Below are 25929 nucleotides of genomic sequence, written 5' to 3' on the forward strand. Positions count from 1 at the left end.
GGTGCGACTGGGCTGGCGGATCGCACAACGCATTTGGCGGCATTCGCGCAAACGCCCCATGCTCGTCACCGCAATCGAGCCTGCGCAGCAGCCGCAGGCGTCCCCGCGATACGGCCGGCAGCAGGCTGCCTACACCCTCATTGGGATTGTCCAATAGTGGGTGATCGCAGGCACCGCCCCTGACTCACATAGCGTAGCAGGGCCGAACGGGCAACCACGCCAAAACGGAAAGCACCACCGCTCGATCCACCAACGCCGTGAAATTGATTGCCAGCCGCATAGGCGACGCGTTTTTTGGTTACTTTTTGGCGCTCGGCCAAAAAGTGACCCGCCCAGCAGGGCGGAACCACGCGGTTCAAAAGCCGACAGCATGTCACCAACAGCGACCACCCTAAATAGCGCCAACGTCGAACGAGAAGCAGATCCCCGGCTAGGCCGGCGAAACAGCCCACGCCCGTCAAGAACGAGATCCGCCCAACCAAGCGCCAACCAGCCAAAAATCAAACCTGCCCATGCCAACCCGGCGGCACCACCTCCAGCGCACGCCGCGGCCGCTGCCCGTCGCCATCGCCGGCCGTCGGCGGCAAATCCACCGGCTGCTGCCGGAACACCGCCTCCAGCGTCTGGTCCAGCTGCGGATTGTCCAGGATCGACTTGAGCGCATCGGCGCCGCGCAGATGCTGCGCGAGCGCCGTGCGCGGCAGCCGCGGCAGGTTCAGCACCAGCCGGTCGTGCAGCGTGCGCAGCGTTACCTGCGACGGGTCGCACAGCAGCGCCCAGTGGGCCTGCCCGCGCTCCTGCTGCAGGCGGCCGACCAGGTGCATGGCCTTGAGCTTGTCCAGCAGGCTCGAGAGGTAATCGGCCTCGACCCGCAGCTTGCGGCTCAGGTCCAGTTCGCCGACACTGCGCGGCACTTCGTCGCGGGCGCGGTAGAGCAGCAGCAGCACGCCCAGCGCGTCGAAGAACTCGCTGCCGGCAAAGCTGCGGCGGCGCCAGTAGCCCTGCCGGATCACCGGCAGGTTGGCGGCGATGGTGGCGCCCAGCAGGGTCACCAGCCAGCTCAGGTAGATCCATAGCAGGAACAGCGGCAGCGCGGCGAAGGTGCCGTAGACCGCGGTGTAGGCCGGGATCTCGGTGATGAAATAGCCGAAGCCGCGCTTGGCGAACTCGAACGCCACCGCCGCGACCAGCCCGGCAACGATGGCATCGCGCCACTCGACATAGGCGTTGGGCACCGCCGTGTACAGGAAGGCAAAGGCCAGCGCCGACAGCAGCACCGGCGCCGCGCCCACCAGCAGGCCCAGGCCCACCGGCATGGTGCCGACATAGCCCGCCGAGATCGAGATCAGGTAGGAGCTGATCGACAGGCTCGCGCCGATCAGCACCGGGCCGAAGGTCAGCACCGCCCAGAACACCAGCACCCGCTGCGCCAGCGGGCGGCGCTGCTTGACGCGCCAGATCGCGTTGAGCGCGTCTTCCACCGTCAGCATGGTCAGCACCGAGGTCACCATCAACCCGCCCAGGCCCATCGCGGTCAGCCCGCGCGCGCTCTTGGCGAACATGCCGAGATAGCGCTGGATCGATTCGCTGACGTTGCCCGGGATCAGGTTCTGGAACAGGAATGCCTCGATGGCGTTGCGGAAGTCGCGGAACACCGGGAACGCGGCCAGCAGCGCGAAGGCCACGGTCAGCACCGGTACCACCGCCAGCACGGTGGTGAAGGTCAGGCTGGCCGAGACCTGTGGCAGCCGGTCTTCGGCGGCGCGGCGCAGCGCATAGCGCGCCAGGGCACGCACCTTTTGCAGGTTCCATTCCCGGCGCAGGCGGGCGACGCGGGCTCCAATCATGCGCAAGCAACCTCCTGGATCTGGTCTGTCGGATCGTCTGTCGAATTCAAGGATGGCCCCGTTGCGCGTGCGGCGCGTGGCCATCGGGAGATGGCGCGGGGGGCGCATCTATAATACGCGCATTGTTGCCGGCATCCTCGCGCATCGCCCCTTCGCCGTCCCTTCACCGCCGGCCGTCCCGCTCCATGACCGAGATCCTCGTCCTGTACTACAGCCGCCACGGCAGCACCCGCAAGCTTGCCGAACTGATCGCCACCGGCATCGACAGCGTCCCCGGCGCCCAGGCCCGCCTGCGCACGGTGCCGCCGGTTTCCACCGTGTGCGAGGCCACCGCGCCGGACATCCCCGCCGACGGCCCGCCCTATGCCGAGCTGCGCGACCTGGAGGAATGCGCCGGGCTGGCGCTGGGCAGCCCCACCCGTTTCGGCAACATGGCCGCGCCGGTGAAGTACTTCCTCGACGGCACCGTGGCCCAGTGGCTGTCGGGCGCGCTGGCCGGCAAGCCGGCCTGCGTGTTCACCGCCACCGGCAGCCTGCACGGCGGCCAGGAGACCACGCTGGTGTCGATGATGCTGCCGCTGCTGCACCACGGCATGCTGATCCTGGGCCTGCCCTATTCCGAGAAGGGCCTGATGACCACGGCCTCCGGCGGCACGCCCTACGGCCCCAGCCACCATGCCCACGGCGACAACCGCGGCCCCGTCACCGAAGACGAATCGGCGCTGGCCCTGGCCATGGGCCGGCGGCTGGCGCAGACCGCGCTGCGCCTGGCCGGAGCGCAGGCATGACCCGCGCCGCGGACAACGACCAGGCCCTGCACAGCCCGTGGCTGTACCGGCTCAGCGTGGGCAGCCTGCTGGCGCTGCTGGCGCTGTGCATTGCCTGGGAATGGTTCCTGGCGCCGCTGCGGCCCGGCGGCTCGTGGCTGATCCTCAAGTTCCTGCCGCTGCTGCTGCCACTGCGCGGCGTGCTCACGCGCAACCGCTACACCATGCAGTGGTCGTCGATGCTGATCCTGCTGTTCTTCACCGAGGGCATCGTGCGCGCCACCAGCGACCGCGCGCCCTCGTCCACGCTGGCGTGGGTCGAGGTGGCGCTGACGCTGGTGTTCTTCACCAGCACCATCCTCTACCTGCGCCCGTACAAGCGCCGCGCCCGCGCCGCCGCCAAGGCCGCGGCGCGCAAGTCCTGAATCGCGTCCACCCATCTCCATGACCTCGCCTCAAGACTCCTTCCTCGCACTGTGCCGCGCCGCGCTGGGTCCGCAGCACGTGCTGACCGACGCTGCCGACCAGGCGCCCTACCTGACCGACTGGCGCAAGCGCTTTCGCGGCGAGGCGCTGGCAGTGCTGCGCCCCGGCACCACCGCGGAAGTCGCCGAGGTGGTCCATGCCTGCCACGCGCACCGGATCGCCGTGGTGCCGCAGGGTGGCAACACCGGCCTGTGCGGCGGTGCCACGCCGGTGGCGGGCGCGCCGCAGGTGGTGATCTCGCTGCAGCGGCTCAACCGCATCCGCCAGGTCGATCCGCTCAACAACACCATCACGGTCGAGGCCGGCGTGGTGCTGCAGCAGCTGCAGGAGGTGGCGCGCGAGCACGGCCGGCTGTTCCCGCTGAGCCTGGCGGCCGAGGGCAGCTGCACCATCGGCGGCAACCTGTCGACCAATGCCGGCGGCACGGCGGTGCTGCGCTACGGCAACACGCGCGAACTGTGCCTGGGGCTGGAAGTGGTGACGCCCTCGGGCGAAACCTGGCACGGGCTGCGCGGCCTGCGCAAGGACAACACCGGCTACGACCTGCGCGACCTGTTCATCGGCGCCGAAGGCACGCTGGGCATCATCACCGCCGCGGTAATGAAGCTGTTCCCGCTGCCGCGCGCGTCGGTCACGGCACTGGCCGCGGTGCAGAGCCCGCGCGCCGCGCTGGCGCTGCTGGCCATCGCCCAGTCGCACGCCGGCGCCATGCTGACCGGCTTCGAACTGATGTCGGCGCTCAGCATGACGCTGGTGACGCGGCACTTCCCGCAGCTGCGCTATCCGTTCGCCGACATGCATCCGCAGCTGGTGCTGCTGGAGCTGTCCGACAGCGAGAGCGAAGCCCATGCGCGCGGCATCTTCGAGACCATGATGTCGGCCGCGTTCGACGCCGGCGTGGTCGCCGACGCGGTGGTGGCCGAATCGGTGCAGCAGTCGCGCGATTTCTGGAACCTGCGCGAGCATATTCCGCTGGCGCAGGTGGAAGACGGCAAGAACATCAAGCACGATATCGCCGTGCCGGTATCGCGCGTCGCGGACTTTATCGAGTGCACCGACGCGCTGCTGCAGAACGCCTTTCCCGGCGCGCGCATGGTGACCTTCGGCCATCTCGGCGACGGCAACCTGCACTACAACGTGGCGCCCCCCGAAGGCGTCGACCACGATGACTTCCTGGCGCACCAGGACCAGGTCAACCGCATCGTGCACGACAGCGTGCGCTCGCATAACGGCTCGATCTCGGCCGAGCACGGGCTGGGCCAGCTCAAGCGCGAGGAAAACCGGCACTACAAGAGCGAAGTCGAGCTCGCCATGATGCGGGCGATCAAGGGCGCGCTCGATCCGCTCGGGCTGATGAATCCCGGCAAGGTGGTGTGAGCGCACCCGCGCTCAGCGGCGCAGTTCGGTGTGGCGCAGTTCGGTCTGGGGCAGTTCGGTCTGGATATAGGCCGCGACGTGCTCGAGCAGTTCGTCGAGATGCCCGCGCAGCACGGCAAACCCCGCATGCTGCGCCAGCGTGCCCTCGTCCATGTACAACGCCCGGTTGATCTCGATCTGCAGGCTGTGGCGCCGCCGCGCCGGATCGGCATAGGCGCGGATCAGTTGCGCGCCCTTGTAGGGCCAGTTGATGGCCACCTGGTAGCCCAGGCTGCGCAGGCACTCTGACACCAGCTCGATGAACGCCGCCGAGCAAGTCGCGCCGTCGCCGTTGCTGACGACGAAATCCGGCCGCGCCGCGCCATTGTCGAGGTTCATCGCATTGCCGCGCGACTTCATCGAATGGCAGTCGAGATGCCACACCGCGCCCCAGCGCGCGTGGTGGCGCGCCAGCAGGCCGGACAGCGCCGCGTGGTACGGGTCGTAGTAGGTCTTGAGCAGGTATTCCGCCATATGCGGCGACAGGGTCGCGGCATAGACCGGCACGCCCGGCAGCGCCAGCCGGCGCAGCACGCCCATGCCGCGGCCGGACTTGTCGCTGGGGCGCACGTCATAAGGCATGGCGCCGTCGATCAGGTCCGGGTCGATATCGTCGCGGGCGCGGTTGACGTCGACCAGCCAGCGCGGGAAGTTGGCGCACAGCAAGGTGCCGCCCACTCGCGGCGCATGCGCGAAAAGCTGGTCGACATAGGCGTCCCAGCCCGACAGCAGGGCCTCGGGCGGCGCCGCCAGCGGCAGGGTCTCGGCATGCAGCAGGCCGCTGTGCGGGGAATCCACCACCAGCGGCAGCGCCGCCCCGGCCGGTTCAGTCAGCGAATACGGAAGCGTCATGGTCAGAATTTGTGCTGAATGCCGACGCCCACCGTGGTCACGGTGTCGCCGGACTTGTGCGAGTTGGGATCCTCGCGGTCAAAGAAGACGTAGGGCATGGTGCGCTTGCTCAGGCTGTAGCCGTAGCCGGCCTGCACCTTGCTGAGCCGGCCCTGCGGGTCGCGCTGCACCGCGCGCTGCATGTAGTTGACGGTGAGCTTGTGCGCGCCGTACGGCACCGAGAAGCCGACCAGCCAGTACGGCACGTCGGTGCGCGTGGTCGCGGTGCCGGCGTAGCGGTCGCGCCCGACGATGCCGTAGAGGTTGACCACGGTGAAGTCGTACGAAGCCACCGCCTGCACCTTGTCGCGGAAATCGTTGGCCACCAGGCCGCCGCTCTTGGCATCGCGCGAATAGCCCAGGCCTGCGGAGAACTTGCCGGCGGCGTAGTTCAGGCCCAGGTCGAACTGGCGGAAATCGTCCTCCGCCTGCACCGGCGGCCGGGTATTGGGCGTGGTCGAATCCGGCCCCGCCAGGTTCATGCGCGCCCGCAGCGAGAAGCCGCCAAAGCTCGGCGTCATATACCCCAGCGCATTCGATACGCGGTTGCGGGCATTCAGCACCCTGGTGCCGATCGCGGTGGCGCCCGCATCGTGGATGGCGAAGTCGATGTTCTGCGTCACCTGCGAATAGATCGGCGAACCCACGATCGTGGCCGAATCCAGCCGGCCCAGCGCGATCGCGCCGAAGCCGCCCTGCAGGCCGGCGAAGGCATGGCGGAACTGCGGGTTGGTGGCGACGCCGTCGTCGGCGCCGAAACCCTGCTCCAGGCCGAATGCCGCGCGCAGGCCGCCGCCCAGCTCTTCGTTGCCGCGCAGGCCCCAGCGCGAGGCGTTGTCCGCCATCTGCGCGGCCCGGCCCTCGGGCCCCTTCTGGTATTCGATGTCGGTGTCGATGCGGCCATACAGCGTCACCGTTGCGTCGGCCGCGGCCGACAGCAGCGCCAGCGCGCCGCCGAGGCAGGCGCGTGCGAGTGTGCGCCGGGTGTGGATACCGTTCATGCTGTTGCTCCCCTGTCGTGGTCTGTCATGCAAGAATCCCCCCTCTGTGGTCCAACTGCCGCGTGTTGCGCCCGCGCAGCGCGCACGCACCCGCCCATCCCGCGCGGGCGGGATGGAACCGTTTGATCGGGAGCGTGAGCCGGCCGCGCCGGACGGCGGCTATCTAGTCATTCAGGTGGCAGGCGGACAGGCGTCCGCCGATATCGCGCAGCAGCGGCACCTGCGTCGTGCAGCGCGCGCTCGCGTGCGGGCAGCGCGGATGGAAGGCGCAGCCACCGGGCGGTGCCAGCGGGCTGGGCAGTTCGCCGCGGATGGGCTGGTGCGCGGGCGGACTGGCGCCCAGGCGCGGCGCGTCGGCCAGCAACGCGCGCGTATAGGGATGGTTGGGCGCGGCGAACACCTCGCGCGCGGGGCCGCTTTCGACGATGCGGCCCAGGTACATGATGACCACGCGGTCCGACATATGCTCCACCACCGCCAGGTTGTGGCTGATGAAGACATAGGTCAGCGCGTGCTCGCGCCGCAACTGCATGAACAGATTGATGATTTGCGCCTGCACCGAGACATCGAGCGCGGATACGGCCTCGTCGCAGATCAGCAGGCGCGGACGCAGCGCCAGCGCGCGTGCGATCGCCACGCGCTGGCGCTGTCCGCCCGAGAACTCGTGCGGATAGCGCTCGGCATAGCCGCGATCCAGCCCCACCTGCTGCAGCAGCTCGCCGGCGGCCGCGGCGGCACGCGAGCGCTTGATCAGGCCGTGGTAGACCGCGCCTTCAGTAATGGCCTGGCCGATGCGCAGGCGCGGGTTCAGCGACGCATAGGGATTCTGGAACACCATCTGCACCGCGCGGTGATAGGCGGCGGAAGCAATGTCGGCGCGCTGGCCTTGCCATGCGATCTCGCCGCCGGTCTGCGGCAGCAGGCCGGCCAGCATGCGCCCGAGCGTGGACTTGCCGCAGCCGGACTCGCCGACCACGCCCAGCACCTCGCCCTGGCGCACCTGCAGCGAGACATCGTTGACGGCATGCACCGCCTGCGCCGGCTTGCCGGCCATGCGCGCGAGCAGGCCGGGCTTGAGCAGAAAGCGTTTCTGCAGGTTGTGCGCTTCGAGCATGACCGTCATGCCGCCTCCAGGGGATAAAAGCAGCGCAGCGTGCGGCCGCGCACAGTGGTTTCGACAGGGACCTGGGCGCACGCCGGGCGCGCGCGCGGGCAGCGCTGCGCGAAGGCGCAGCCCGGCGGCAGCGCGGCCAGCGCCGGCGCCGCGCCCGGAATCGCGCGCAGGGTGGCGCCGCGCATCGCCGGCGTCGGCAGCGAATCGAGCAGGCCGCGCGTGTACGGATGCAGCGGCCGCCTGATCAGTTCGGCGACGGGCCCCTGCTCCACCACCCGGCCCGCGTACATCACGCAGACGCGGTCGACCAGGTCCTTGACCACGGCAAGGTCGTGGCTGATCCAGATCGCCGCGGCGCCTGTCTCGCGCACCAGCTGCTTCATCTCGTAGAGGATCTGTGCCTGGATGGTGACGTCGAGCGCAGTGGTGGGCTCGTCGGCGATGATCAGGTCGGGCCGGTTGATCAGCGCGTTGGCGATCGCCACGCGCTGGCGCATGCCGCCGGACAATTCGTGCGGATAGGCACGCATGCGCTCCCGCGGCGCCGGGATGCCGACCCGCGCCAGCGCATCGACCGCCTGCGCATGGGCCTGCGCACGGGTGCGGCGGTGATGCACCAGCACGGTCTCGGCGAGCTGGTCGCCCACGCGTATGACCGGGTTCAGCGACATCATCGGGTCCTGGAACACCATCGCGATGCGGTCGCCGCGCAGCGCCTGCCACTGGCGCGGCGAGCACGCCAGCAGCTCCTGCCCCTTGAAGCGGACCGAGCCACCGGTGACGCGACCGGGCGGGTCCAGCAGGTTCATCAGCGAGAACGCCGTCACCGACTTGCCCGAGCCGGACTCGCCCACGATGCCCAGGATCTCGCCCGGTTCCAGCGTGAAAGACACGCCGTCGACCGCCTTCACCGCCCCGTGCGCGAACGCGAAGCTGGTGCTCAGGCCGGAAACTTCCAGTAGTGCCATGCCGGGCTCCTTACGCTTCCAGCCGCGGGTTGAGCACGCGGCGCAGGCGGTCGCCCACCAGGTTGATCGAGCCGATCAGCAGCACCAGCGCCACGCCCGGGAACACGCTGATCCAGTACTTGTTCGACAGCATGTATTCGAAGCCATTGGCGATCAGCATGCCCAGCGACGGCTGCGTGCGCGGCAGGCCGATGCCGAGGAAGCTCATGGTGGCCTCGAGCGTGATCGCATGCGCGATCTGCAGCGTGCCGGTCACCACCAGCGGCGCCATGCAGTTGGGCAGGATATGGCGGAACATCACGCGCAGCGCCGGCAGCCCCTGGCCCAGCGCGGCCTCGACATATTCCTTGCGCCGCTCCACCTGGGCCGCGCCGCGCACGGTGCGGGCAAAGTAAGCCCATTGCACGATCACCAGCGCCAGCAGGGTCTTGTCGACCCCCTGCCCCAGCACCGCCAGCAGGATCAGCGCCACCAGCACCGCCGGCAGGCTCAGCTGCAGGTCGACCACGCGCATGATGGCGGCATCGACCACGCCGCCGGAGTAGGCCGCGGCCAACCCCACCGCGCTGCCCACCATCAGCGCCACCACCGCGCTGATCACGCCCACGCCCACGCTGATGCGGATGCCGTAGAAGATGGCGCTGAGCAGGTCGCGCCCGGCGCCGTCGGTGCCCAGCCAGTAGTGCGCCTGGCCTTCATAGCCCGTGCTGCCGGGCGGCAGCTCGGAATCGATCACCGACACCGTGGCGAGGTCATAGGGGTTCTGCGGGCTGAGCGCATGGGCCAGCACGGCCACCAGCAGCAGCGCCAGCAGCAAGGCCAGCGCGGCGGCGGCGACACGGTTGGCGCAGAAGCGCCGCAGCAGCGAAGGCCGTGCCGGCGGCGCGGCGGCTGGCGCCGGCTGGACCGCGGCCGGCGCCGGGAGCGCGGGAACGGCTTCATCGTTTTCGGATAGAGGCAGGGACATCGGTTCGGTCTCGGTCTTCGGTATTCAGTCTTTGATAGCGGGGAATGGAGGCGGCAGGGACTAGGCCGCCTTGTGCCGCAGGCGCGGGTCGAGCACCACGTACAGCAGGTCGACCACCAGGTTCAGCACCACGAACAGCAGCAGCGTGACCAGCAGGTACGCCACCACCACCGGGCGGTCCAGCGCCAGCACGGAATCGATGATCAGCTTGCCCATGCCGGGCCACGAAAACACCGACTCGGTCACTACCGAGAAGGCGATCAGGTGGCCGAACTCCAGCCCGACCACGGTCACGATTGGAATCAGCACATTGGGGACCACGTGGCGCAGCACCAGCCGCGCGCCGCCCACGCCCTTGGCGCGGGCAAACTTGATGTACTCCTGCCCCGCCACCTCGCGCGTGCCGGCCTCGGTCAGCCGCGCCACCAGCGAGATCTTGAACAGCGACAGGGTCAGCGCCGGCAGCAGCAGGAAGCGGATGCCCTCCCAGCTGGTCACCGACAGCGGCATGCCCAGCACCGTGCTGACCGGCCCGCGCCCGCCCGACGGCAGCCAGCCCAGGTTCACCGAGAACACCAGGATGCCGATCATGCCGATCCAGAAAGTGGGCATGATCACGCCGCCGAGCGAGGCCGCCATCAGCATCCGCGCCAGCCGGCTGTGCGGCTTCAGGCCGGCGTAGACGCCCATCGGGATGCCGATGCCGAGCGACAGCAGCAGCGCCGTCACCGCCAGTTCCAGCGTGGCCGGCACGCGGCTGACGATCAGCTCGATCGCGGGCCGGTTGTAGACGAAGGAGTCGCCGAGGTCGCCGCGCAGCGCGCCCTTGAGGAAGCGCAGGTACTGCTGCGGCACGGGCAGGTCCAGGCCGAGCGCATGGCGCGCCTCGGTGATCTCCTGCTCGGTGGCGGTGGGGCTGACCAGCAGGTGCACCGGGTCGCCGATCAGGTTGACCGCGCCGAACGTCAGCACCGACATGATCCAGAGCACTGCGATGCTCTGCAGCAGCCGTTTGAGTAGGGTTTCAAGCATGGTAGGAAGCCGGTGGGAGGCGGATACGGAGTGGCACGTCAGCGTTGCGGCGCGGCCGGCGGTGCCGGGCGGATATTGCCGGCATAGGTGAAGCCGTCGCTGCGCGGCTGCACCACGAGGCCGTCGCGATAGGCCCAGGCGGCGCGCAGGTGATGCAGCGGGACGATGCCGGCGTCGGCCGCCAGGCGCTGCGCCGCGCCCTGCTGCGCCAGTTCGCGCAGGCCCGGCGCCATGGTGCGCATGGCCTGTCCGATCAGTTCATCGACGGCGGCGTTGGCATAGCCGCTGCGGTTGTTGGCGCCCAGGCCGGCGGCCTTGTCCTGCGCATGCGCCACCGCCACCAGCGGCTCGAGCGAATCGCCGCTGACCGCGCCGATGCCGAGCAGGAAGGCGCTGAACTCCGGCTTGCCGCCGGCGCCGCCCGAGGTGGCCCGGGTGATATAGACCGAATACGGCAGCGTGCGCACCTCGGTGCGGATGCCGGCGCGGGTCAGCATCTGCCCGACCGCTTCGCAGGTCTTGGCGTCGTTCAGGTAGCGGTCATTGGGGCAATGCAGCGTCAGGCGGAAGCCCTGGGGATAGCCGGCCTGGGCCAGCAGCCAGCGCGCCCGCTCCACGTCGGCGCGCGGCGCCGGCACCGCCGGGGCGAAGCCGAAGAAGCCCTGCGGCACCATCTGCCCGGCCGGCACGGAATCGCCCTTGGTCACGCGCGCCGCGATCAGGTCGCGGTCGATCGCCAGGCTGATCGCCTGCCGCACCCGCACGTCCCGCAACGGGTTGGCCGCCAGCGGCTGGCCGGCGTGGTCCTGCACATAGGGCGAGACCGCGCGAGCCTGGTCCAGTTGCAGGTAGTTCAGCATGTACGAGGTGGCGGCGACGGTGCGGATGCGGCCGTTGGTGCGCGCAAAGGCTTCGGCAATGCTGGCCGACGAGGCGTCGATCACGTCCACCAGCCCGGACAGCAGCGCCGAGGCCCGCGCCGGCTCCTTGGGGATGAACTGGAACACCACCCGCTGCCACGGCTGCGGCCCGCCCCAGTAGTCCGGATTGCGCGACAGCGTCAGCTGCTGGCCATGCTCCCACGCCACCAGCCGGTACGGGCCGGTGCCGATGGCGGCGCCGCCATGGGCGAAATCGGCCTCGCGCACGGCCGCGCCGAGCGAGCGCGGCAGCATCGCCACCATGCCCACGTTCTGCGGCAGCACCGGGTTGGGCGAGCGCGTGCGCACGCGTAATGCCAGCGGCCCGCTGACCTCCACCGCCGCCACCGACTTCAGGTAGGTGCGGAAGGTGCGCGCGCCCGGCAGCTTCATCGCGCGCTCGATCGAGTAGCGCGCGTCCTCGGCGGTAAACGGCTCGCCATTGCTGAAGCGCACCCCGGCCCGCAGCTGGAATTCCCAGGTGCGGTCGTCCAGCTGGCGCCAGGCAGTGGCCAGCTGCGGCACCGGGCGCAGCGCATTGTCCAGGCCGACCAGGGTTTCGTAGACATGGCCCCACAGGTTGCGTCCGGCGGCGTCGAGCACATGGGGATCGGCAGCGCTGATCTCGGCCTTGTAGCCGATGCGCAGGTCGGCAGTGCTTGCGGCGTTGACGGCGCGCGCGCCGGTGAGTAGCGCCGCGGCGGCAAGGGCGGCCACGACGGCGGCGGCACGGCGCGACGCCAGGTTGACGGCGGGTCTGGGCATGGTGGGGTGGTTCGATTCCCGATACATTGTTTCATTCAGTGATACCGTGTATCGAAGGATAAGACATCGGAGCGGGTCCCGATAAGCAGGGTTTACCCCCGAGCCGTGCATCGCGCGCAAAAAAAACGGCGCCGAAGCGCCGTTTGAGACGGGAAGTGCGCGGGACGTAGCCGCGCGGTACTTGGCTCAGCCGCCCGCGTAGCCGAGTGCCCGCGACAGGTTGGCGGCCTCCGCCACCACCATCGCCACATGGCTGTCCAGGGCCTGCTGCGTGGTGCGGCTGGCCGGGCTGGCAATGCTCAGCGACGCCACCGCGGCGCCGCTGTGGTCGCGCAGCGGCGCCGCGGCAGAGACGGCGTCGGCATCGCGCTCGCCGACCGAGACCGCATAGCCGGCGGCACGGATCGCCGCCAGTTCGTCGCGCAGCGCCTGCGGCTCGATGATGGTTTTAGCGGTGAAGCGTTCCAGCTGCTGCGCCAGCACCGCCTCCACCACTTCGGGTGCGGCGAAGGCCAGCAGCAGCTTGCCGGAGGCCCCCACATGCAGCGGCCGCCGGTTGCCGATCTCGGTATGCACCCGCACCGATTGCGTCGACTCGTGCCGCGCCACGCAGACCGACTCGAGCCCGTCGCGCACGCGCACGATCACGTTCTCGCCGCAGGCCGCGCCGATCGCCGCCAGCCGCGGGCCCACCAGCTTGACCAGGTCGAACTGTTCGCGCGCGGCATTGCCCACCAGTAGCGCGTTGTAGCTGAGCTTGTAGACCGCCGCCGGCGACTCGCGCGCGATCAGGCCGCGGTGCTCGAGCGTGGTCAGCAGGCGGAACGCGCGCGCCTTGGTCAGTCCGGCGCGCCGTGCCAGTTCGGTCACGCCCAGCGAAGGGTGCTCGGCCACCAGCATCAGCAGGCCCAGGGCCTCATCCACCGCTTCAACGATGTAGGTCATCGATCCTTTTGGTTCAGACTCAGAAATATCCAGCGCAGATTGTAGCGGTCGCCGCAATCGTTCGCGCGCCAAGTGCGTCGCGCCAGGCCTGGATGGCCGCGTCCCCGCCCGCACCGAATACACCCTTCGGCACTTCCGAATACAAGGCAGCGGGCAAGCTACGCAATACTCTCGGGATCGCCGTGCCAGCATTGCGCCCGCACCGCCCCCGCTGGCACCACCTGACGCACCGAAGGAGAATAGATGAGCATCAACGGCAAGGCCTACATCGTCGGGGCCTACGAGCACCCGACCCGCAAGGCACCTGACAAGACCGTGGCGCAACTGCATGCCGAGAGCGCCAAGGGCGCGCTGCAGGACGCCGGCCTGACGCTGGCCGACGTCGACGGCTATTTCTGCGCCGGCGACGCGCCCGGGCTGGGCGCGGTCAACATGGTCGACTACCTCGGCCTGAAGGTGCGCCATGTCGATTCCACCGATACCGGCGGTTCGGCCTACCTGGTCCATGTCTCGCACGCCGCGCAGGCGATCGCCGCCGGCAAATGCAACGTCGCGCTGATCACGCTGGCGGGCCGGCCGCGCTCGGAAGGCTCCACCGGCACGCAGGCGCGCAACTGGGGCGCCAACCTGCCCGACCTGCCGTTCGAAAGCCCGTTCAGCCCGGTCACGGTCAACCTGTACGCGATGGCGGCAATGCGCCATATGCACGAGTACGGCACCACCGCCGAGCAGCTGGCCTGGGTCAAGGTGGCGGCGTCGCACCACGCGCAGCACAACCCCCACGCCATGCTGCGCGACGTGGTCACAGTGGAAGACGTGCTGAACTCGCCGATGATCTCGGATCCGCTGCACAAGCTGGACTGCTGCGTGGTCTCGGACGGCGGCGGCGCACTGGTGGTGGCGCGCCCGGAGATCGCTGCCACGCTGCGGCGGCCCAAGGTGAAGATCCGCGGCGCCGGCGAATACATCAAGGGCCAGCTCGGCGGCGAAGTCGACCTGACCTGGTCGGGCGCGCGCTTCTCTGGCGCCACGGCGTTTGCCGAAGCCGGCGTGAGCCCGGCCGACATCAAGTACGCGTCGATCTACGACAGCTTTACCATCACCGTGCTGATGCAGCTGGAAGACCTGGGCTTCTGCAAGAAGGGCGAAGGCGGCAGGTTCGTCGCCGACGGCAACCTGATCTCGGGCGTCGGCAAGCTGCCCTTCAATACCGATGGCGGCGGCCTGTGCAACAACCACCCGGCCAACCGCGGCGGCATCACCAAGGTCATCGAAGCCGTGCGCCAGCTGCGCGGCGAGGCCCACCCCGCGGTGCAGGTCGCCAATTGCGACCTCGCGCTGGCGCAAGGCACCGGCGGCTACCTGGGCTCGCGCCACGGCAGCGCCACCCTGATCCTTGAACGTGAATAAAGCGCGGGAGCACTGACATGACGACCCCCCACATCCCCGCCGTCTACAAGGCGCCCGACGAACAGCCCGACAACCTGCCGTTCTGGCAGGCCACGCGCGAGGGCAAGCTGCTGGTCAAGGTCTGCGACGACTGCGGCAAGCCGCACTGGTATCCGCGCGTGCTGTGCCCGTTCTGCATGGGCACCACCTCGTGGAAGCAGGCCAGCGGCCGCGGCACCATCTACACCTACAGCGTGACGCGCCGCGCCGGCCCCAACCCGTTCTGCATCGCCTACGTGAAGCTGGAAGAAGGCGTGACCATGATGACTCATATCGTCGACTGCGATCTCGACACAGTGCGGATCGGCCAGAAGGTGCAGGTCAAATTCTCGCCCAGCGACGGCGGCGCGCCGGTGCCGACCTTCACGCTCGCCTGAGGCGGCACGGCGGTAGCGGGCGTTGCGCCCGCTGTGCCCCGGCCTGCCTGCTGCCGGTTGCCTACTGCCGACCCGCGGCCATGCTGCCGAAGCGGCCGCTGCTGAAGTCGCGGAACGCCTCGGCGATCTCCGCCTCGGTGTTCATCACGAACGGACCGTGGCCGACGATGGGCTCGTCGATCGGCTCGCCGCTGAGCAGCAGCACCACCGCATCGGTGCCGGCCTCGATGCTGACCGCATCGCCGGCGCCATCCAGCACCACCATCTCGGCATCGCGCACGGTGGCCTCGGCGTTGACCGTGACCTTGCCGCGCAGCACCACCAGCGCGGTATGCCAGCCCTCGGGCAGCGCCAGGCGCGGGCTGGCGCCCTGGTTCAGGCGCATGTCCCACACGTGCATCGGCGTAAAGGTGCGCGCCGGACCGCGCTTGCCTTCGTACTCGCCGGCGATCACGCGTACCGTGCCGGCGCCGTCCGGCATCGGCACCGCCGGGATATCGCGGTCGACGATGGCCTGGTATCCCGGCGCGGCCATCTTGTCGCGCGCCGGCAGGTTGACCCACAGCTGCACCATTTCCAGCGCGCCGCCGCTTTGCGTAAACGCGGGCGAATGGAACTCTTCGTGCAGGATGCCGGCGCCTGCCGTCATCCATTGCACGTCGCCCGGACCGATGACGCCGCCCTGCCCGGTCGAGTCGCGATGCGCGACCTCGCCCTTGTAGACGATGGTCACGGTCTCGAAGCCACGGTGCGGATGCTGGCCCACGCCGCGCGGACGCTGCGTCGGCGTGAAGTCGGCGGGGCCGGCATAGTCGAGCAGCAGGAACGGGCTCAGCTGTTTGCCGTGGCTGGTGTACGAAAACATCGAGCGCACCGGGAAACCATCTCCGACCCAGTGCGGACGCGGTGCGCTGTAGACACCCAGAATGCGCTTCATGTCGATCTCCGAGAATGCCGGCCATGCGGGGCCGGCAATGATCCATGAAGCGATGATAGGTGCTGCGGCCAGTGCGCGGTAGACGGCGGGATTGCGATGCAGCGTCCTGCGGCTGGAACGATGGCGCCAGCGCTCAGAAGCGGTAGCGCACGTATCCCATGCTGAAGTTGGTGCCCGGATTCGGGTCCTTGATCCCGGCGTTGGACAAGTGCTGGAAGCGGTAGCCGATGGTCAGCCGCTGCGCCTTGCCGAAGGCGATGCCCACGCCGAGCATGTCGGCGAACTGGAAGGCCGAGCCCATGCGGTGGCCGCCGGCGATTTCGGTGTGGCTCAGCACGCGCAGGCCCACCGAGGCCTCGACGAACGGCGTGATATGGTCACCCGCATAGCTGAGCCGGAAGATCGGCGACACGCCGAACTCGGTCAACTGGCTCGACGGCCGCGACGGCAGCGCGCGCCAGTTGGCAAGGTTGACCTCGCCGTCGAGCGCCAGCGCCAGCCGGTTCGACAGCTGCCACTGCACGATCTCGTCCCAGCGCGCCGACACTTCGTATTTCTCCACGCCGTGCCGGTTGTCGCGCCCATAGCCCGCCTGCATCGAGAATCCCGCGGCGCCCGCGGCGGACGGCAGTGCCAGCAGGCCAGCCGTAATCGACACCAGAGCCGCGCGCGGCAGCCCCCCTGACAATGTGTTTTTCTTCACTGACATCCGTATCTGTCGGACAGCGCCTGCGAGATCGAGGCGCCACCGCTTTGTTTTGATCACGGCTCGACACGATAGCAGCGCTTCGACATTGCAGAAGCCCGTTCCAGGCAAACACAGTGTTCCAAGGCCGGAACAATGTTGCGGGACGCGCCGCGAAGGCGAGGCATGGCCGCCCGGCTGCAGCGTCATCCAGACAAAAAAAACCCCGGCAAGACCGAAATGCCGTTCATTCAGTTAACGACCGTCGTTCCCGCGCAGGCGGGAACCCAGTGACTTTCAAAGACGCTGGGTTCCCGCCTGCGCGGGAATGACGGTAGTGATTGATCCCTTAACTGAACGACGCGGCGGGCCACGCCGGCTGTCAGGCCTTCAGTTCCACCAGCAGGTCCTTCGCCGCCACCCGATCGCCCGCCTTCACATGCACCGCCGCGATCTCGCAATCGCGGTCCGCGGCGATATGGGTCTCCATCTTCATCGCCTCCAGCGCCAGCAGCGTGGTGCCCGCGGCCACGCGCTGGCCGGGCTGCACCGCCACCGTCACGATCGAGCCCGGCATCGGCGCGGCAACATGCAGCGGGTTGTCCGGCTCGGCCACCGCCCGGCCCTGGCGCGCGGTCGCGGCCTGCGCGGTGCTGCGCTGTTCGACCAGCGTGGTGCGCGACTGCCCGTTCAGCTCGAACTGGACCTTGATCTTGCCTTCGTCGGCATCGGGATGGGTGCCCTGCAGCGACACCAGCAGGGTCTTGCCGGGCTCGATGTCGATCGCCACCTCTTCCTGCGGCTGCAGGCCGTACAGGTAGGCCGGCGTGGGCACCACCGAGGTATCGCTGTACTGGCGCACATGCGCGTGGTACTCGGCGGCCTGCTTGGGATACATCAGGTACGAGGCCAGCTGGCGGTCGTCGAGCGGCTGCTCGCACGCCGCCGCGCCCGCGGCGCGGGCCGCGTCGAGGTCGACCGGCGCGATCTGGTCGCCGGGCCGGTACGGCGCCGGCGGCTCGCCGCGCAGCACCTTGCGCGACAGCGCCGCCGGGAAGCCGTCGGGCGGGAAGCCCAACTCGCCCCGGAACAGCGACACCACCGATTCCGGGAAGGCGATCTCCTTGCCCGGATCGCACACGTCGGCCGCGCTCAGGTCGTTGGCCACCATCATCAGCGCCAGGTCGCCGACCACCTTGGAGGTCGGCGTGACCTTGACGATGTCGCCGAACAGCTGGTTGACCTCGGCGTAGGCGCGCGAGACCTCGGTCCAGCGGTGTTCGATGCCAAGCGAGCGCGCCTGCTCGCGCAGGTTGGTGTACTGCCCGCCCGGCATCTCGTGCCGATAGACATCGGCGGTGCCGGCGCGGATCTCGGACTCGAACGGCGCGTAGTAGCGGCGCACCCCCTCCCAGTACATCGAGGCCTCGTGCAGGCGCTCCAGGTCCAGGCCCGGATCGCGCTCGCTGCCGGCCAGCGCCGCGGCGATGCTCGACAGGTTGGGCTGCGAGGTCAGCCCGCTCATCGCGTCGAGCGCGCCGTCGACCGCATCGCAGCCGGCCTCGATCGCGGCCAGCGCCGACGCGGCCGAGATGCCGCTGGTGTCGTGCGTGTGGAAGTGCACCGGCAGCCCGGTCTCTTCCTTGAGCGCCCTGACCAGCGCCGCGGCCGCCTGCGGCCGGCAGATGCCGGCCATGTCCTTGATGCCCAACACATGCACGCCGGCCTGCTGCAGCTCGCGCGCGATGCCGACGTAGTACTTCAGGTCGTACTTGGAGCGCTTCGGGTCAAACAGGTCGCCGGTATAGCAGATCGCGCCCTCGCACAGCGCGCCGCTTTCACCGACGGCATCGATCGCCACGCGCATATTGCGCACCCAGTTGAGCGAATCGAACACGCGGAACACGTCGACACCGGCGCTGGCCGCCTGGCGCACGAAGAAGCGCACCACGTTGTCGGCATAGTTGGTGTAGCCGACCGCATTGGAGCCACGCAGCAGCATCTGGAACAGCACGTTGGGCACCCGCTCGCGCAACTGCTCCAGGCGCTGCCACGGGTCTTCCTTGAGGAAGCGCAGCGCCACGTCGAAGGTGGCGCCGCCCCAGCATTCCAGCGAGAACAGCTGCGACAGCTCGCGCGCATAGAACGGCGCGATCGGCAGCATGTCGGCGCTGCGCATGCGCGTGGCGAACAGCGACTGGTGCGCATCGCGCATGGTGGTGTCGGTCAGCAGCACCCGCTTCTGCTCCAGCATCCAGCGCGAGAACTTCTCCGCGCCCAGCTCGCGCAGGCGGTCGCGCGTGCCGTACGGCAGCGCGGCGCTGGTGTCGATCGCCGGCAGCACCGGCGCGGGCAGAGGCAGCGACGGCAGCGCGCGCCCGCTCAGCTCCGGGTGTCCGTTGACACAGACTTCGCCCAGGTAGCGCAGCAGCTTGGTGGCGCGGTCCTGGCGTTTGGCAAAAGCCAGCAGCTCCGGAGTCTTGTCGATAAAGCGCGTGGTGACGTCGCCCGAGCGGAACGCGGGATGGTTGATGACGTTCTCGAGGAACTGCAGGTTGGACGCGACGCCGCGGATGCGGAACTCGCGCAGCGCGCGGTCCATGCGCCGCATCGATTCCGGCGCGGTCGGCGCCCAGGTGGTGACCTTGACCAGCAGCGAATCGTAGTACGGCGTGATCACCGCGCCGCCATAGGCGGTGCCCGCATCGAGCCGCACGCCGAAGCCCGCCGCGCTGCGATACGCGGTGAGGCGGCCATAGTCCGGCAGGAAACCGTTTTCCGGGTCCTCGGTGGTGATCCGGCACTGCAGCGCATGGCCATTCAGCGCGATATCCTGCTGCACCGGCACGCCCGCGGCGCGCACCACGATCCTGCCGTCGGCATCGCGCGTGTTCTCGGTCATGCCGATATGGCCGCCCTCGGTGATGCGGATCTGCGCCTTGACGATATCGATGCCCGTAACCATCTCGGTAACGGTGTGTTCGACCTGGATGCGTGGATTGACTTCGATGAAGTAGAACTGGCCGGAGTCGGCATCCATCAAAAACTCGACCGTGCCGGCGTGGGTATAGCCGACCGCGCGCATCAGCCGCAGCGCCGACTCGCATAGCGCGCTGCGGCCGGCAGCGTCGAGATACGGCGCCGGCGCGCGCTCGACCACCTTCTGGTTGCGCCGCTGCACGGTGCAGTCGCGCTCATACAGATGCACCAGGTTGCCGTGCGTGTCGCCCAGCACCTGCACTTCTACGTGGCGCGCATTGCGCACCAGCTTCTCGACGTAGACCTCGTCGTTGCCGAATGCCGCCAGCGCCTCGCGCCGCGCCGCGGCGAGCGCGCCCTCCAGGTCCTGCTCGCTCTCCAGCACGCGCATGCCGCGCCCGCCGCCGCCCCAGCTCGCCTTCAGCATCAGCGGATAGCCGATGCCGGCGGCGAGGCGCTTGCACGCCTCCAGGTCATGCGGCAACGGATCGGTGGCCGGCATCACCGGCACGCCCGCGGCGATCGCCGCGTTGCGCGCCGCGACCTTGTTGCCGAGCTTGCGCATCACCTCCGGCAACGGGCCGATCCAGCGGATGCCGGCATCGATCACGGCCTGCGCGAACTCCGGGTTCTCCGACAGGAAGCCATAGCCCGGATGGATCGCGTCGACCCCGGCCTGCCGCGCAATGCGCAGGATGTCGTCGATATCGAGATAAGCCGCCAGCGGCTTCTTGCCCTCGCCGACCAGGTAGCTCTCGTCGGCCTTGAAGCGATGCAGTGCGAGGCGGTCTTCCTTCGAATAGATCGCCACCGTGCGGACGTTCATCTCGGCGGCCGCGCGCATCACGCGGATCGCGATCTCGGAGCGGTTGGCAATCAGCAGGGATTGGATCGGGCGGTAGTCCATGGCGGCAAGAAAATGGCCCTCCGGGCGCGCTGGCCACGGAAAGTCGGGTGATGGGGAATGGCGGATCGCAGGCGGGAACCAGCATGCGCCTGCATCCTGGTGGGCGCAAGAAACGAGCCACCGACGCTCTTGTTGATTTACAAAAGGATTTTCAGTGCCGCCACGCCCGCCTGAAATTCAAAACTGAAATTCCCCGGCCGTTTTCATGCGAATTCCAGCTATCGCCCCGCACTGGTCTTGTCCACCTGCAGGGCGAATTCGATGCACTCCGCGCTCGGCCCCGTCCACTGGCCAAACCCGATCCAGCCATGCCCCCTCAGCGTGACCTCGTCGCGGCGCAAAATGAATGGCTCGGCGCCGTCCATGCTGACGTGAGTGCCGTTCGAGCTCCTGTCGATCAGTACATAGCGGCCGGCGCGCGGCTCGGCCATGGCCTGGAACCGCGACGCCAGGCGGTCCGACACCACGATGGTCATGCCGGCGTCACGCCCGATGGTGACCGGCGCCGAGACCGCGTTCATCTCGACCACGGTGTCCCGGTAGCGCAACGTAAGGAAGGCGGCATGCGCCAGCGGCTCCTTGAATCCCGCGATCAGGGTCAGGTCGGTGGCCTGCTGCCAGATCGCCTCGTACAACTCGACCGGCTGCGTCCTGCCGCGCACGTGGATCGGGTACAGGTAGCGCGTCATCTGGCGCAGCGGCGCGGGCAGGTCCGCCACCGCATCCTTGCTGGTGATGATCTGTCCGCGCGCGGCGAGCCCGGACAGCCGCGCGGCAAGGTTCACGGCATCGCCGAAGACATCGCCGGAGGCATCGGACAGGATCGGGCCATGATGGAAGCCGATGTGCGACGACATGGTGAAGCCGGCCACGGGCGGCAGCTCGGCAACCGCCCGCTGTATGTCCAATGCCGCCTGCAAGGCCTGCTCGGCGCAGGGAAACAGCACCATGACCTCGTCGCCGATGGTCTTGACCAGCCGGCCTTGCGAGGCCTCGGAACAGGACTTCATCGCACCGATGCAACGGCCGACCGCGGCAAGGGCGGCGGCGTTGCCCGCCCGTTCATAAAGCCGCGTACTGCCGCTGACATCCGCGAACAGTACCGAACCCTCCGACGCCTGGTGCAGCAGTTCCCGGTCCATGTGCATCCCGATCCGTCCCGCCATCCCGGCGCGGCGATCCGGCCAGCTACCGGCGCCACGCCTCCGCATGCAGGGAATTCTGGCACCGGCAAAGCCGATGCTCAATATGAATCTGGAGCGCGCCAGGGCGAAGGAGGGAAGGAGATCGGTGCACGCATCAGGGGAGTGGCGCAAGGCAACCCGAATGGATGCCGATGGTGCGGGATGCGCCCTGCGGGGCGCCCAAAAAAACAAAACCCCGGAAGACCGCGATCTTCCGGGGTTCCGCCGCCAAGGACGGTTGTCATTGGCGGAGACGGAGGGATTCGAACCCTCGATCCAGGTTTTGGCCCGGATGCTCCCTTAGCAGGGGAGTGCCTTCGACCTCTCGGCCACGTCTCCCAAACTTGCGTTGTGTGAGGGAGCCACACAACGAAGCGCGTATTCTAGCGATGCCGACTGGGTTGGTCAATGAAAAATCGATGACTCAACACAAATTTGCGGCCTCGCCAGAAAAGCTTACGAACGGATCACGCCTGTTCCAGTTCGAAGGCCTTGTGCAGCGCGCGCACGGCCAGTTCCATGTATTTCTCGTCGATCAGCACCGAGATCTTGATTTCCGAGGTGGAGATCATCTGGATGTTGATGCCCTCTTCCGACAGCGTGCGGAACATCTTGCTGGCGATGCCGACGTGCGAGCGCATGCCCACGCCCACCACCGACACCTTCGACACCTTGGGATCGCCCGACACGCTGCCGGCGCCGATGTGTGCCTTCACGCCATCGTTCAGGATGGCCAGGGCACGCTGGTACTCGCCGCGCGGCACGGTGAAGGTGAAGTCGGTCTTGCCGTCGACGGACTGGTTCTGGATGATCATGTCGACGTCGATGTTGGCGTCGGCGACCGGGCCCAGGATCTGGTAGGCGATGCCGGGCTTGTCGGGCACGCCCAGGACGGTGATCTTGGCTTCGTCGCGGGCAAAGGCGATGCCGGAGATGACAGCGGCTTCCATGGTGGAGTCTTCTTCCTCAAAAGTGATCAGCGTGCCCGAGTGCATTTCCTGCTCGAGCGGCATAAGCGGGTCGGTCAGCGACGACAGCACGCGGGTCTTGACGCGGTACTTGCCGGCGAACTCCACCGAGCGGATCTGCAGCACCTTGGAGCCCAGGCTGGCCATTTCCAGCATTTCCTCGAAGGTGATCTGGTCCAGGCGGCGGGCGTCCTCGACCACGCGCGGATCGGTGGTGTAGACGCCGTCGACGTCGGTGTAGATCAGGCACTCGTCGGCTTCGATCGCGGCGGCAATCGCCACGGCCGAGGTGTCCGAGCCGCCGCGGCCGAGCGTGGTGATGTTGCCGTCGTCGTCGATGCCCTGGAAGCCGGTAATCACGACCACGCGGCCGGCGTCGAGGTCGGCCAGGATGCGCTCGTCGTCGATCGATTCGATGCGTGCCTTGGTGTACGACGAATCGGTCTTCACCGGAACCTGCCAGCCGGTGTAGCTGACGGCGTCGATGTCCTCGCCGTGCAGGGCGATCGCCAGCAGCGCCACGCTGGCCTGTTCGCCGGTGGAGGCGAGCATGTCCAGTTCACGCGGATTGGGCTGGGGCGAAATTTCCTTGGCGAGTCCCAGCAGGCGATTGGTCTCGCCCGACATGGCCGAAGGCACCACGACTACGCGGTGACCGGCGCGGTGCCACTTGGCCACGCGCTTAGCGACATTCTTGATGCGTTCCGTGGAACCCATCGAAGTGCCGCCGTATTTGTGAACGATGAGAGCCATCTTCTTGTCGACGCCAGCGATTGTGCAAAGCCCTTGAAAATACACGAAGCGGCCCGGTCAGGCAAGGCGCACGGGGACTATCTGTACCAGACCGGATGTGATGCCGACGGCTGCCGAACGCCATCGAACCGCCGTTCGGCAAGGTCAGCGCGGTGGCATTGCCAGCGTCGGCGCGTGCGCATGCCACGCCACGCGCCAGCGCGGCGCCGGCGCTGCGTCGGGCCAGCGGCGATGCATGCCCAGCCCGGCGGCCAGCACCAGCGTGTCCCCTGCCCACAGCAACGGCAGCCATGCCCTGCGCCAGGCCGGGATGCCGGCCTCCTGGCAGGCCTGCTTCAGCGCCCGGGCGGGACCGCCGGGGCGCAGCACGATACGTTCGCCGCCGCTGCGCGCGGCCAGGCGCAAGGGCTGCCGCAGCACCGCTTCGGGCACGCCGAAGGTGTCGTCGCGCAAGAAATGGAGTTCGCCACGCCAGGCGGGCACCACGATGCGGGCCTCGCCGCGCCAGTCCAGCAGCACCGGAGCGGGCGCCACCGCCGGCGGCGGCACGCAGGCCAGCACGCGCGCGCGGAAACGGCGCAGCACCAGGCCCTCGTGCGCGATGGCCGGCTCGCCGCCCGCGTGCGCAATCAGTTGTTCCCGCATCGCCGCCAGCCGCGCGGTGGACGGGGCGCGCACGCCAAGGTCGCGCAGCCACAGGCGCAGCACCGCATCGGCCTGCGCCGCCGGCAGCGCGCGCAGGCCGGGCAGGTCGAGTTCGGACAGCGTGTCGGCGTCGCGGCCGGCACGCGCCAGCGTCGCCAGCGTGTTGGCGGCGAGCTGGTCGATCAGTGCGCCGGCCTGGGCAAAATGCGCGGCCGCCTGCACCACGTTGACCGCCAGCGCCGGAAACGCCGCGTGCAGCGCCGGCAGGTGCTGGCGCAAAGCATTGCGCGCGTAGCGGCCGTCGGCATTGGATGGGTCGTCGACCCAGCGCAGCGCATTGGCGGCGCAGTAATCCTCGATGCCGGCGCGGGGCACATCGAGCCACGGGCGCAGCAGCATCACGCCGCTGCGCGGATCCAGCGGGCGCAGCGCCGGCATGCCCGCCATGCCGGCCACGCCGGCGCCGCGGAACAGCCGCAGCAGCACGGTCTCGACCTGGTCGTCCTGGTGATGGGCAAACAGCAGCAGGCGCGCGCCGCTGTCGGCGCACATCGCCGCCAGCGCGGCATAGCGCGCGCGGCGCGCGGCGGCTTCCACGCCCTCGCCCGCCGACGGCCGCACCGACACGCGCCGCACGAAATAGCCGACCTGCCACTGCGCGCACAGCGCGGCGCAGAAGCGGTCCCAGTCGTCGGCCTCGGCCTGCAGGCCGTGATGGACATGCAGCGCCACCACGCGCGCGCCATCGCCCGGCAGCGCCACCGCCGCGCGCGCGGCATGCAGCAGCGCCACCGAGTCGCGCCCGCCCGACAGCGCCACTGCGACCGTCGGCGGCGCCGCGGTGGCACCGCCAGAAACAACAAAGGCCGCACCGGCCTGCAGGGCCTGTGCGACCTTGTCGGTCAGCCGGGCGGACGGGTCAGTCCTGGGCGCCGGTTTCCTTGAACTTGCCATAGGCCAGCAGGCGCTCGTAGCGGCGCGCCTGCAATTCCTTCACGCTCATGCCCTGGAACTGGCGCAGCGACTCGGCCAGCGAGCGCTTGAGCAGCGCCGCCATGCCCTTGTAGTCGCGATGCGCGCCGCCCAGCGGCTCGCTCACGATCTTGTCGATCAGGCCCAGCGCCTTCAGCCGGTGCGCGGTCAGGCCCAGCGCCTCGGCGGCTTCCGGCGCCTTCTCTGCGGTCTTCCACAGGATCGAGGCGCAGCCTTCCGGCGAGATCACCGCGTAGGTGGCGAACTGCAGCATCTGCACCACGTCGCCCACGGCAATCGCCAGCGCGCCGCCCGAACCGCCCTCGCCGATGATGGTGGCGATCAGCGGCACCTTCAGCCCTGCCATCACGTACAGGTTGTGGCCGATGGCCTCGGACTGGCCGCGCTCTTCGGCGTCGATGCCGGGGAACGCGCCCGGGGTGTCGACGAAGGTGAAGATCGGCAGCCCGAACTTGTCGGCCAGCTCCATCAGGCGCTTGGCCTTGCGGTAACCCTCGGGCTTGGGCATGCCGAAATTGCGCATGGCGCGCTCTTTCGTGTCGCGGCCCTTCTGATGCCCGATCACCATGCACGACTGGCCATTGAAGCGCGCCAGGCCGCCGATGATCGACAGGTCGTCGGCGAAGGTGCGGTCGCCGTGCAGCTCGTGGAAATCGGTAAAGATCTCGCGCACGTAGTCCAGCGTATAGGGACGCTGGGGGTGGCGGGCGATTTGCGCAACCTGCCACGGGGTCAGGTTGGCATAGATGTCCTTGGTCAGCTGCTGGCTCTTGCCGGCCAGCCGCGAAATCTCTTCGGAAATATCGACAGCCGAATCGTCCTGCACGAAGCGCAGTTCTTCGATCTTTGCCTCGAGTTCGGCAATGGGCTGCTCAAAATCCAGGAAGGTGGTTTTCATAAAATCACACGTACCTGTCTGTGAAGGGGCGCATT

The 25929-nt window shown here is 68.7% G+C and carries 21 protein-coding genes and 1 tRNA gene; 5 read left to right on the top strand and 17 right to left on the bottom strand.

Translation table 11 applies throughout. From position 1 onward, the window contains the following. Positions 1–500: 500 nt before the first annotated feature. On the bottom strand, positions 501–1847 hold the full coding sequence (locus MKD50_RS13200; RefSeq protein ID WP_115679967.1) for a YihY family inner membrane protein: 1347 nt from the start codon (positions 1845–1847) through the stop codon (positions 501–503). Between the two features lie 185 nt (positions 1848–2032). On the opposite strand from MKD50_RS13200, the gene wrbA reads away from it, so the two are divergent. The 3 genes from wrbA to MKD50_RS13215 are packed head-to-tail and all read left to right on the top strand — an operon-like array spanning position 2033 to position 4477. Continuing rightward, positions 2033–2635: an NAD(P)H:quinone oxidoreductase gene (gene wrbA, locus MKD50_RS13205; RefSeq protein WP_115706561.1), complete on the top strand. Its 603-nt coding sequence runs from the start codon at positions 2033–2035 to the stop codon at positions 2633–2635. Then, the gene (locus MKD50_RS13210; protein ID WP_240074143.1) at positions 2632–3039 is read left to right on the top strand and encodes a DUF2069 domain-containing protein; all 408 of its coding nucleotides are present in this window, start codon (positions 2632–2634) and stop codon (positions 3037–3039) included. Before wrbA ends, MKD50_RS13210 begins: the two co-directional genes overlap by 4 nt. Before the next feature lie 19 nt (positions 3040–3058). Further along, complete coding sequence (locus MKD50_RS13215) at positions 3059–4477, top strand: FAD-binding oxidoreductase (protein WP_115706559.1); 1419 nt, start codon at positions 3059–3061, stop codon at positions 4475–4477. Positions 4478–4489: 12 nt separating this feature from the next. On the opposite strand, the gene MKD50_RS13220 is transcribed toward MKD50_RS13215, so the two are convergent. The 8 genes from MKD50_RS13220 to MKD50_RS13255 all read right to left on the bottom strand — a co-directional run bounded on the left by MKD50_RS13220 (position 4490) and on the right by MKD50_RS13255 (position 13119). Beyond that, positions 4490–5368: an N-formylglutamate amidohydrolase gene (locus tag MKD50_RS13220; RefSeq protein ID WP_252667310.1), complete on the bottom strand. Its 879-nt coding sequence runs from the start codon at positions 5366–5368 to the stop codon at positions 4490–4492. 2 nt (positions 5369–5370) lie between these two features. Further along, a complete protein-coding gene (locus MKD50_RS13225) occupies positions 5371–6408 on the bottom strand; it encodes a porin (RefSeq protein WP_252667311.1) in 1038 nt (345 codons plus the stop codon). 163 nt (positions 6409–6571) lie between these two features. Continuing rightward, positions 6572–7531, bottom strand: coding sequence for an ABC transporter ATP-binding protein (locus MKD50_RS13230; RefSeq protein ID WP_252667312.1), 960 nt, complete (start codon positions 7529–7531; stop codon positions 6572–6574). Further along, on the bottom strand, positions 7528–8490 hold the full coding sequence (locus MKD50_RS13235) for an ABC transporter ATP-binding protein (protein ID WP_252667313.1): 963 nt from the start codon (positions 8488–8490) through the stop codon (positions 7528–7530). The genes MKD50_RS13230 and MKD50_RS13235 overlap by 4 nt, the downstream gene beginning before the upstream one ends. A gap of 10 nt (positions 8491–8500) precedes the next feature. Then, entirely contained in the window at positions 8501–9457 is a 957-nt protein-coding gene (locus MKD50_RS13240) for an ABC transporter permease (RefSeq protein ID WP_252667314.1), read from the bottom strand. Positions 9458–9517: 60 nt separating this feature from the next. Beyond that, the gene (locus tag MKD50_RS13245) at positions 9518–10489 is read right to left on the bottom strand and encodes an ABC transporter permease (protein WP_115706553.1); all 972 of its coding nucleotides are present in this window, start codon (positions 10487–10489) and stop codon (positions 9518–9520) included. 38 nt (positions 10490–10527) lie between these two features. Then, entirely contained in the window at positions 10528–12174 is a 1647-nt protein-coding gene (locus MKD50_RS13250; protein WP_252667315.1) for an ABC transporter substrate-binding protein, read from the bottom strand. A 186-nt stretch (positions 12175–12360) separates the two neighbouring features. Continuing rightward, positions 12361–13119, bottom strand: a complete 759-nt coding sequence (locus tag MKD50_RS13255) for an IclR family transcriptional regulator (RefSeq protein ID WP_252667316.1) — start codon at positions 13117–13119, stop codon at positions 12361–12363. 243 nt (positions 13120–13362) lie between these two features. On the opposite strand from MKD50_RS13255, the gene MKD50_RS13260 reads away from it, so the two are divergent. Together MKD50_RS13260 and MKD50_RS13265 are read left to right on the top strand one after the other, a co-directional pair. Next, on the top strand, positions 13363–14529 hold the full coding sequence (locus MKD50_RS13260; RefSeq protein ID WP_240074133.1) for a thiolase family protein: 1167 nt from the start codon (positions 13363–13365) through the stop codon (positions 14527–14529). A 17-nt stretch (positions 14530–14546) separates the two neighbouring features. Beyond that, positions 14547–14945 (top strand): Zn-ribbon domain-containing OB-fold protein, encoded by a 399-nt coding sequence (locus MKD50_RS13265; RefSeq protein ID WP_240074131.1) that lies wholly within the window; start codon positions 14547–14549, stop codon positions 14943–14945. A gap of 61 nt (positions 14946–15006) precedes the next feature. Here MKD50_RS13265 and MKD50_RS13270 read toward each other — a convergent pair whose 3' ends face one another. The 8 genes from MKD50_RS13270 to MKD50_RS13305 all read right to left on the bottom strand — a co-directional run bounded on the left by MKD50_RS13270 (position 15007) and on the right by MKD50_RS13305 (position 25894). Beyond that, complete coding sequence (locus MKD50_RS13270; protein WP_115706549.1) at positions 15007–15882, bottom strand: pirin family protein; 876 nt, start codon at positions 15880–15882, stop codon at positions 15007–15009. A 133-nt stretch (positions 15883–16015) separates the two neighbouring features. Beyond that, complete coding sequence (locus MKD50_RS13275) at positions 16016–16591, bottom strand: acyloxyacyl hydrolase (protein ID WP_252667317.1); 576 nt, start codon at positions 16589–16591, stop codon at positions 16016–16018. 358 nt (positions 16592–16949) lie between these two features. Next, positions 16950–20453, bottom strand: a complete 3504-nt coding sequence (locus MKD50_RS13280) for a pyruvate carboxylase (protein WP_252667318.1) — start codon at positions 20451–20453, stop codon at positions 16950–16952. A gap of 218 nt (positions 20454–20671) precedes the next feature. Then, a complete protein-coding gene (locus MKD50_RS13285; protein ID WP_115706592.1) occupies positions 20672–21601 on the bottom strand; it encodes an adenylate/guanylate cyclase domain-containing protein in 930 nt (309 codons plus the stop codon). 281 nt (positions 21602–21882) lie between these two features. After that, positions 21883–21976, bottom strand: a tRNA-Ser gene (locus MKD50_RS13290). Between the two features lie 128 nt (positions 21977–22104). Continuing rightward, positions 22105–23358 carry an aspartate kinase gene (locus MKD50_RS13295; RefSeq protein ID WP_092313717.1) on the bottom strand — a complete coding sequence of 418 codons (1254 nt, stop codon included), beginning with the start codon at positions 23356–23358 and terminating at the stop codon, positions 22105–22107. A gap of 144 nt (positions 23359–23502) precedes the next feature. Beyond that, positions 23503–24957 (bottom strand): tRNA lysidine(34) synthetase TilS, encoded by a 1455-nt coding sequence (gene tilS / locus MKD50_RS13300; protein ID WP_256503727.1) that lies wholly within the window; start codon positions 24955–24957, stop codon positions 23503–23505. Then, complete coding sequence (locus MKD50_RS13305) at positions 24923–25894, bottom strand: acetyl-CoA carboxylase carboxyltransferase subunit alpha (protein ID WP_025582220.1); 972 nt, start codon at positions 25892–25894, stop codon at positions 24923–24925. Before MKD50_RS13305 ends, tilS begins: the two co-directional genes overlap by 35 nt. Between the last annotated feature and the right edge of the window lie 35 nt (positions 25895–25929).

Origin of the sequence: Cupriavidus mimosae (assembly GCF_023952485.1) — a bacterium.
Taxonomy (GTDB): domain Bacteria; phylum Pseudomonadota; class Gammaproteobacteria; order Burkholderiales; family Burkholderiaceae; genus Cupriavidus; species Cupriavidus taiwanensis_C.

Coding starts and splice junctions, on each gene's coding strand:
- MKD50_RS13200 (WP_115679967.1), bottom strand. CDS start 1,847: ATGATTGGAGCCCGCGTCGCCCGCCTGCGCCGGGAATGGAACCTGCAA.
- wrbA (WP_115706561.1), top strand. CDS start 2,033: ATGACCGAGATCCTCGTCCTGTACTACAGCCGCCACGGCAGCACCCGC.
- MKD50_RS13210 (WP_240074143.1), top strand. CDS start 2,632: ATGACCCGCGCCGCGGACAACGACCAGGCCCTGCACAGCCCGTGGCTG.
- MKD50_RS13215 (WP_115706559.1), top strand. CDS start 3,059: ATGACCTCGCCTCAAGACTCCTTCCTCGCACTGTGCCGCGCCGCGCTG.
- MKD50_RS13220 (WP_252667310.1), bottom strand. CDS start 5,368: ATGACGCTTCCGTATTCGCTGACTGAACCGGCCGGGGCGGCGCTGCCG.
- MKD50_RS13225 (WP_252667311.1), bottom strand. CDS start 6,408: ATGAACGGTATCCACACCCGGCGCACACTCGCACGCGCCTGCCTCGGC.
- MKD50_RS13230 (WP_252667312.1), bottom strand. CDS start 7,531: ATGACGGTCATGCTCGAAGCGCACAACCTGCAGAAACGCTTTCTGCTC.
- MKD50_RS13235 (WP_252667313.1), bottom strand. CDS start 8,490: ATGGCACTACTGGAAGTTTCCGGCCTGAGCACCAGCTTCGCGTTCGCG.
- MKD50_RS13240 (WP_252667314.1), bottom strand. CDS start 9,457: ATGTCCCTGCCTCTATCCGAAAACGATGAAGCCGTTCCCGCGCTCCCG.
- MKD50_RS13245 (WP_115706553.1), bottom strand. CDS start 10,489: ATGCTTGAAACCCTACTCAAACGGCTGCTGCAGAGCATCGCAGTGCTC.
- MKD50_RS13250 (WP_252667315.1), bottom strand. CDS start 12,174: ATGCCCAGACCCGCCGTCAACCTGGCGTCGCGCCGTGCCGCCGCCGTC.
- MKD50_RS13255 (WP_252667316.1), bottom strand. CDS start 13,119: ATGACCTACATCGTTGAAGCGGTGGATGAGGCCCTGGGCCTGCTGATG.
- MKD50_RS13260 (WP_240074133.1), top strand. CDS start 13,363: ATGAGCATCAACGGCAAGGCCTACATCGTCGGGGCCTACGAGCACCCG.
- MKD50_RS13265 (WP_240074131.1), top strand. CDS start 14,547: ATGACGACCCCCCACATCCCCGCCGTCTACAAGGCGCCCGACGAACAG.
- MKD50_RS13270 (WP_115706549.1), bottom strand. CDS start 15,882: ATGAAGCGCATTCTGGGTGTCTACAGCGCACCGCGTCCGCACTGGGTC.
- MKD50_RS13275 (WP_252667317.1), bottom strand. CDS start 16,591: ATGTCAGTGAAGAAAAACACATTGTCAGGGGGGCTGCCGCGCGCGGCT.
- MKD50_RS13280 (WP_252667318.1), bottom strand. CDS start 20,453: ATGGACTACCGCCCGATCCAATCCCTGCTGATTGCCAACCGCTCCGAG.
- MKD50_RS13285 (WP_115706592.1), bottom strand. CDS start 21,601: ATGCACATGGACCGGGAACTGCTGCACCAGGCGTCGGAGGGTTCGGTA.
- MKD50_RS13295 (WP_092313717.1), bottom strand. CDS start 23,358: ATGGCTCTCATCGTTCACAAATACGGCGGCACTTCGATGGGTTCCACG.
- tilS (WP_256503727.1), bottom strand. CDS start 24,957: ATGGCAAGTTCAAGGAAACCGGCGCCCAGGACTGACCCGTCCGCCCGG.
- MKD50_RS13305 (WP_025582220.1), bottom strand. CDS start 25,894: ATGAAAACCACCTTCCTGGATTTTGAGCAGCCCATTGCCGAACTCGAG.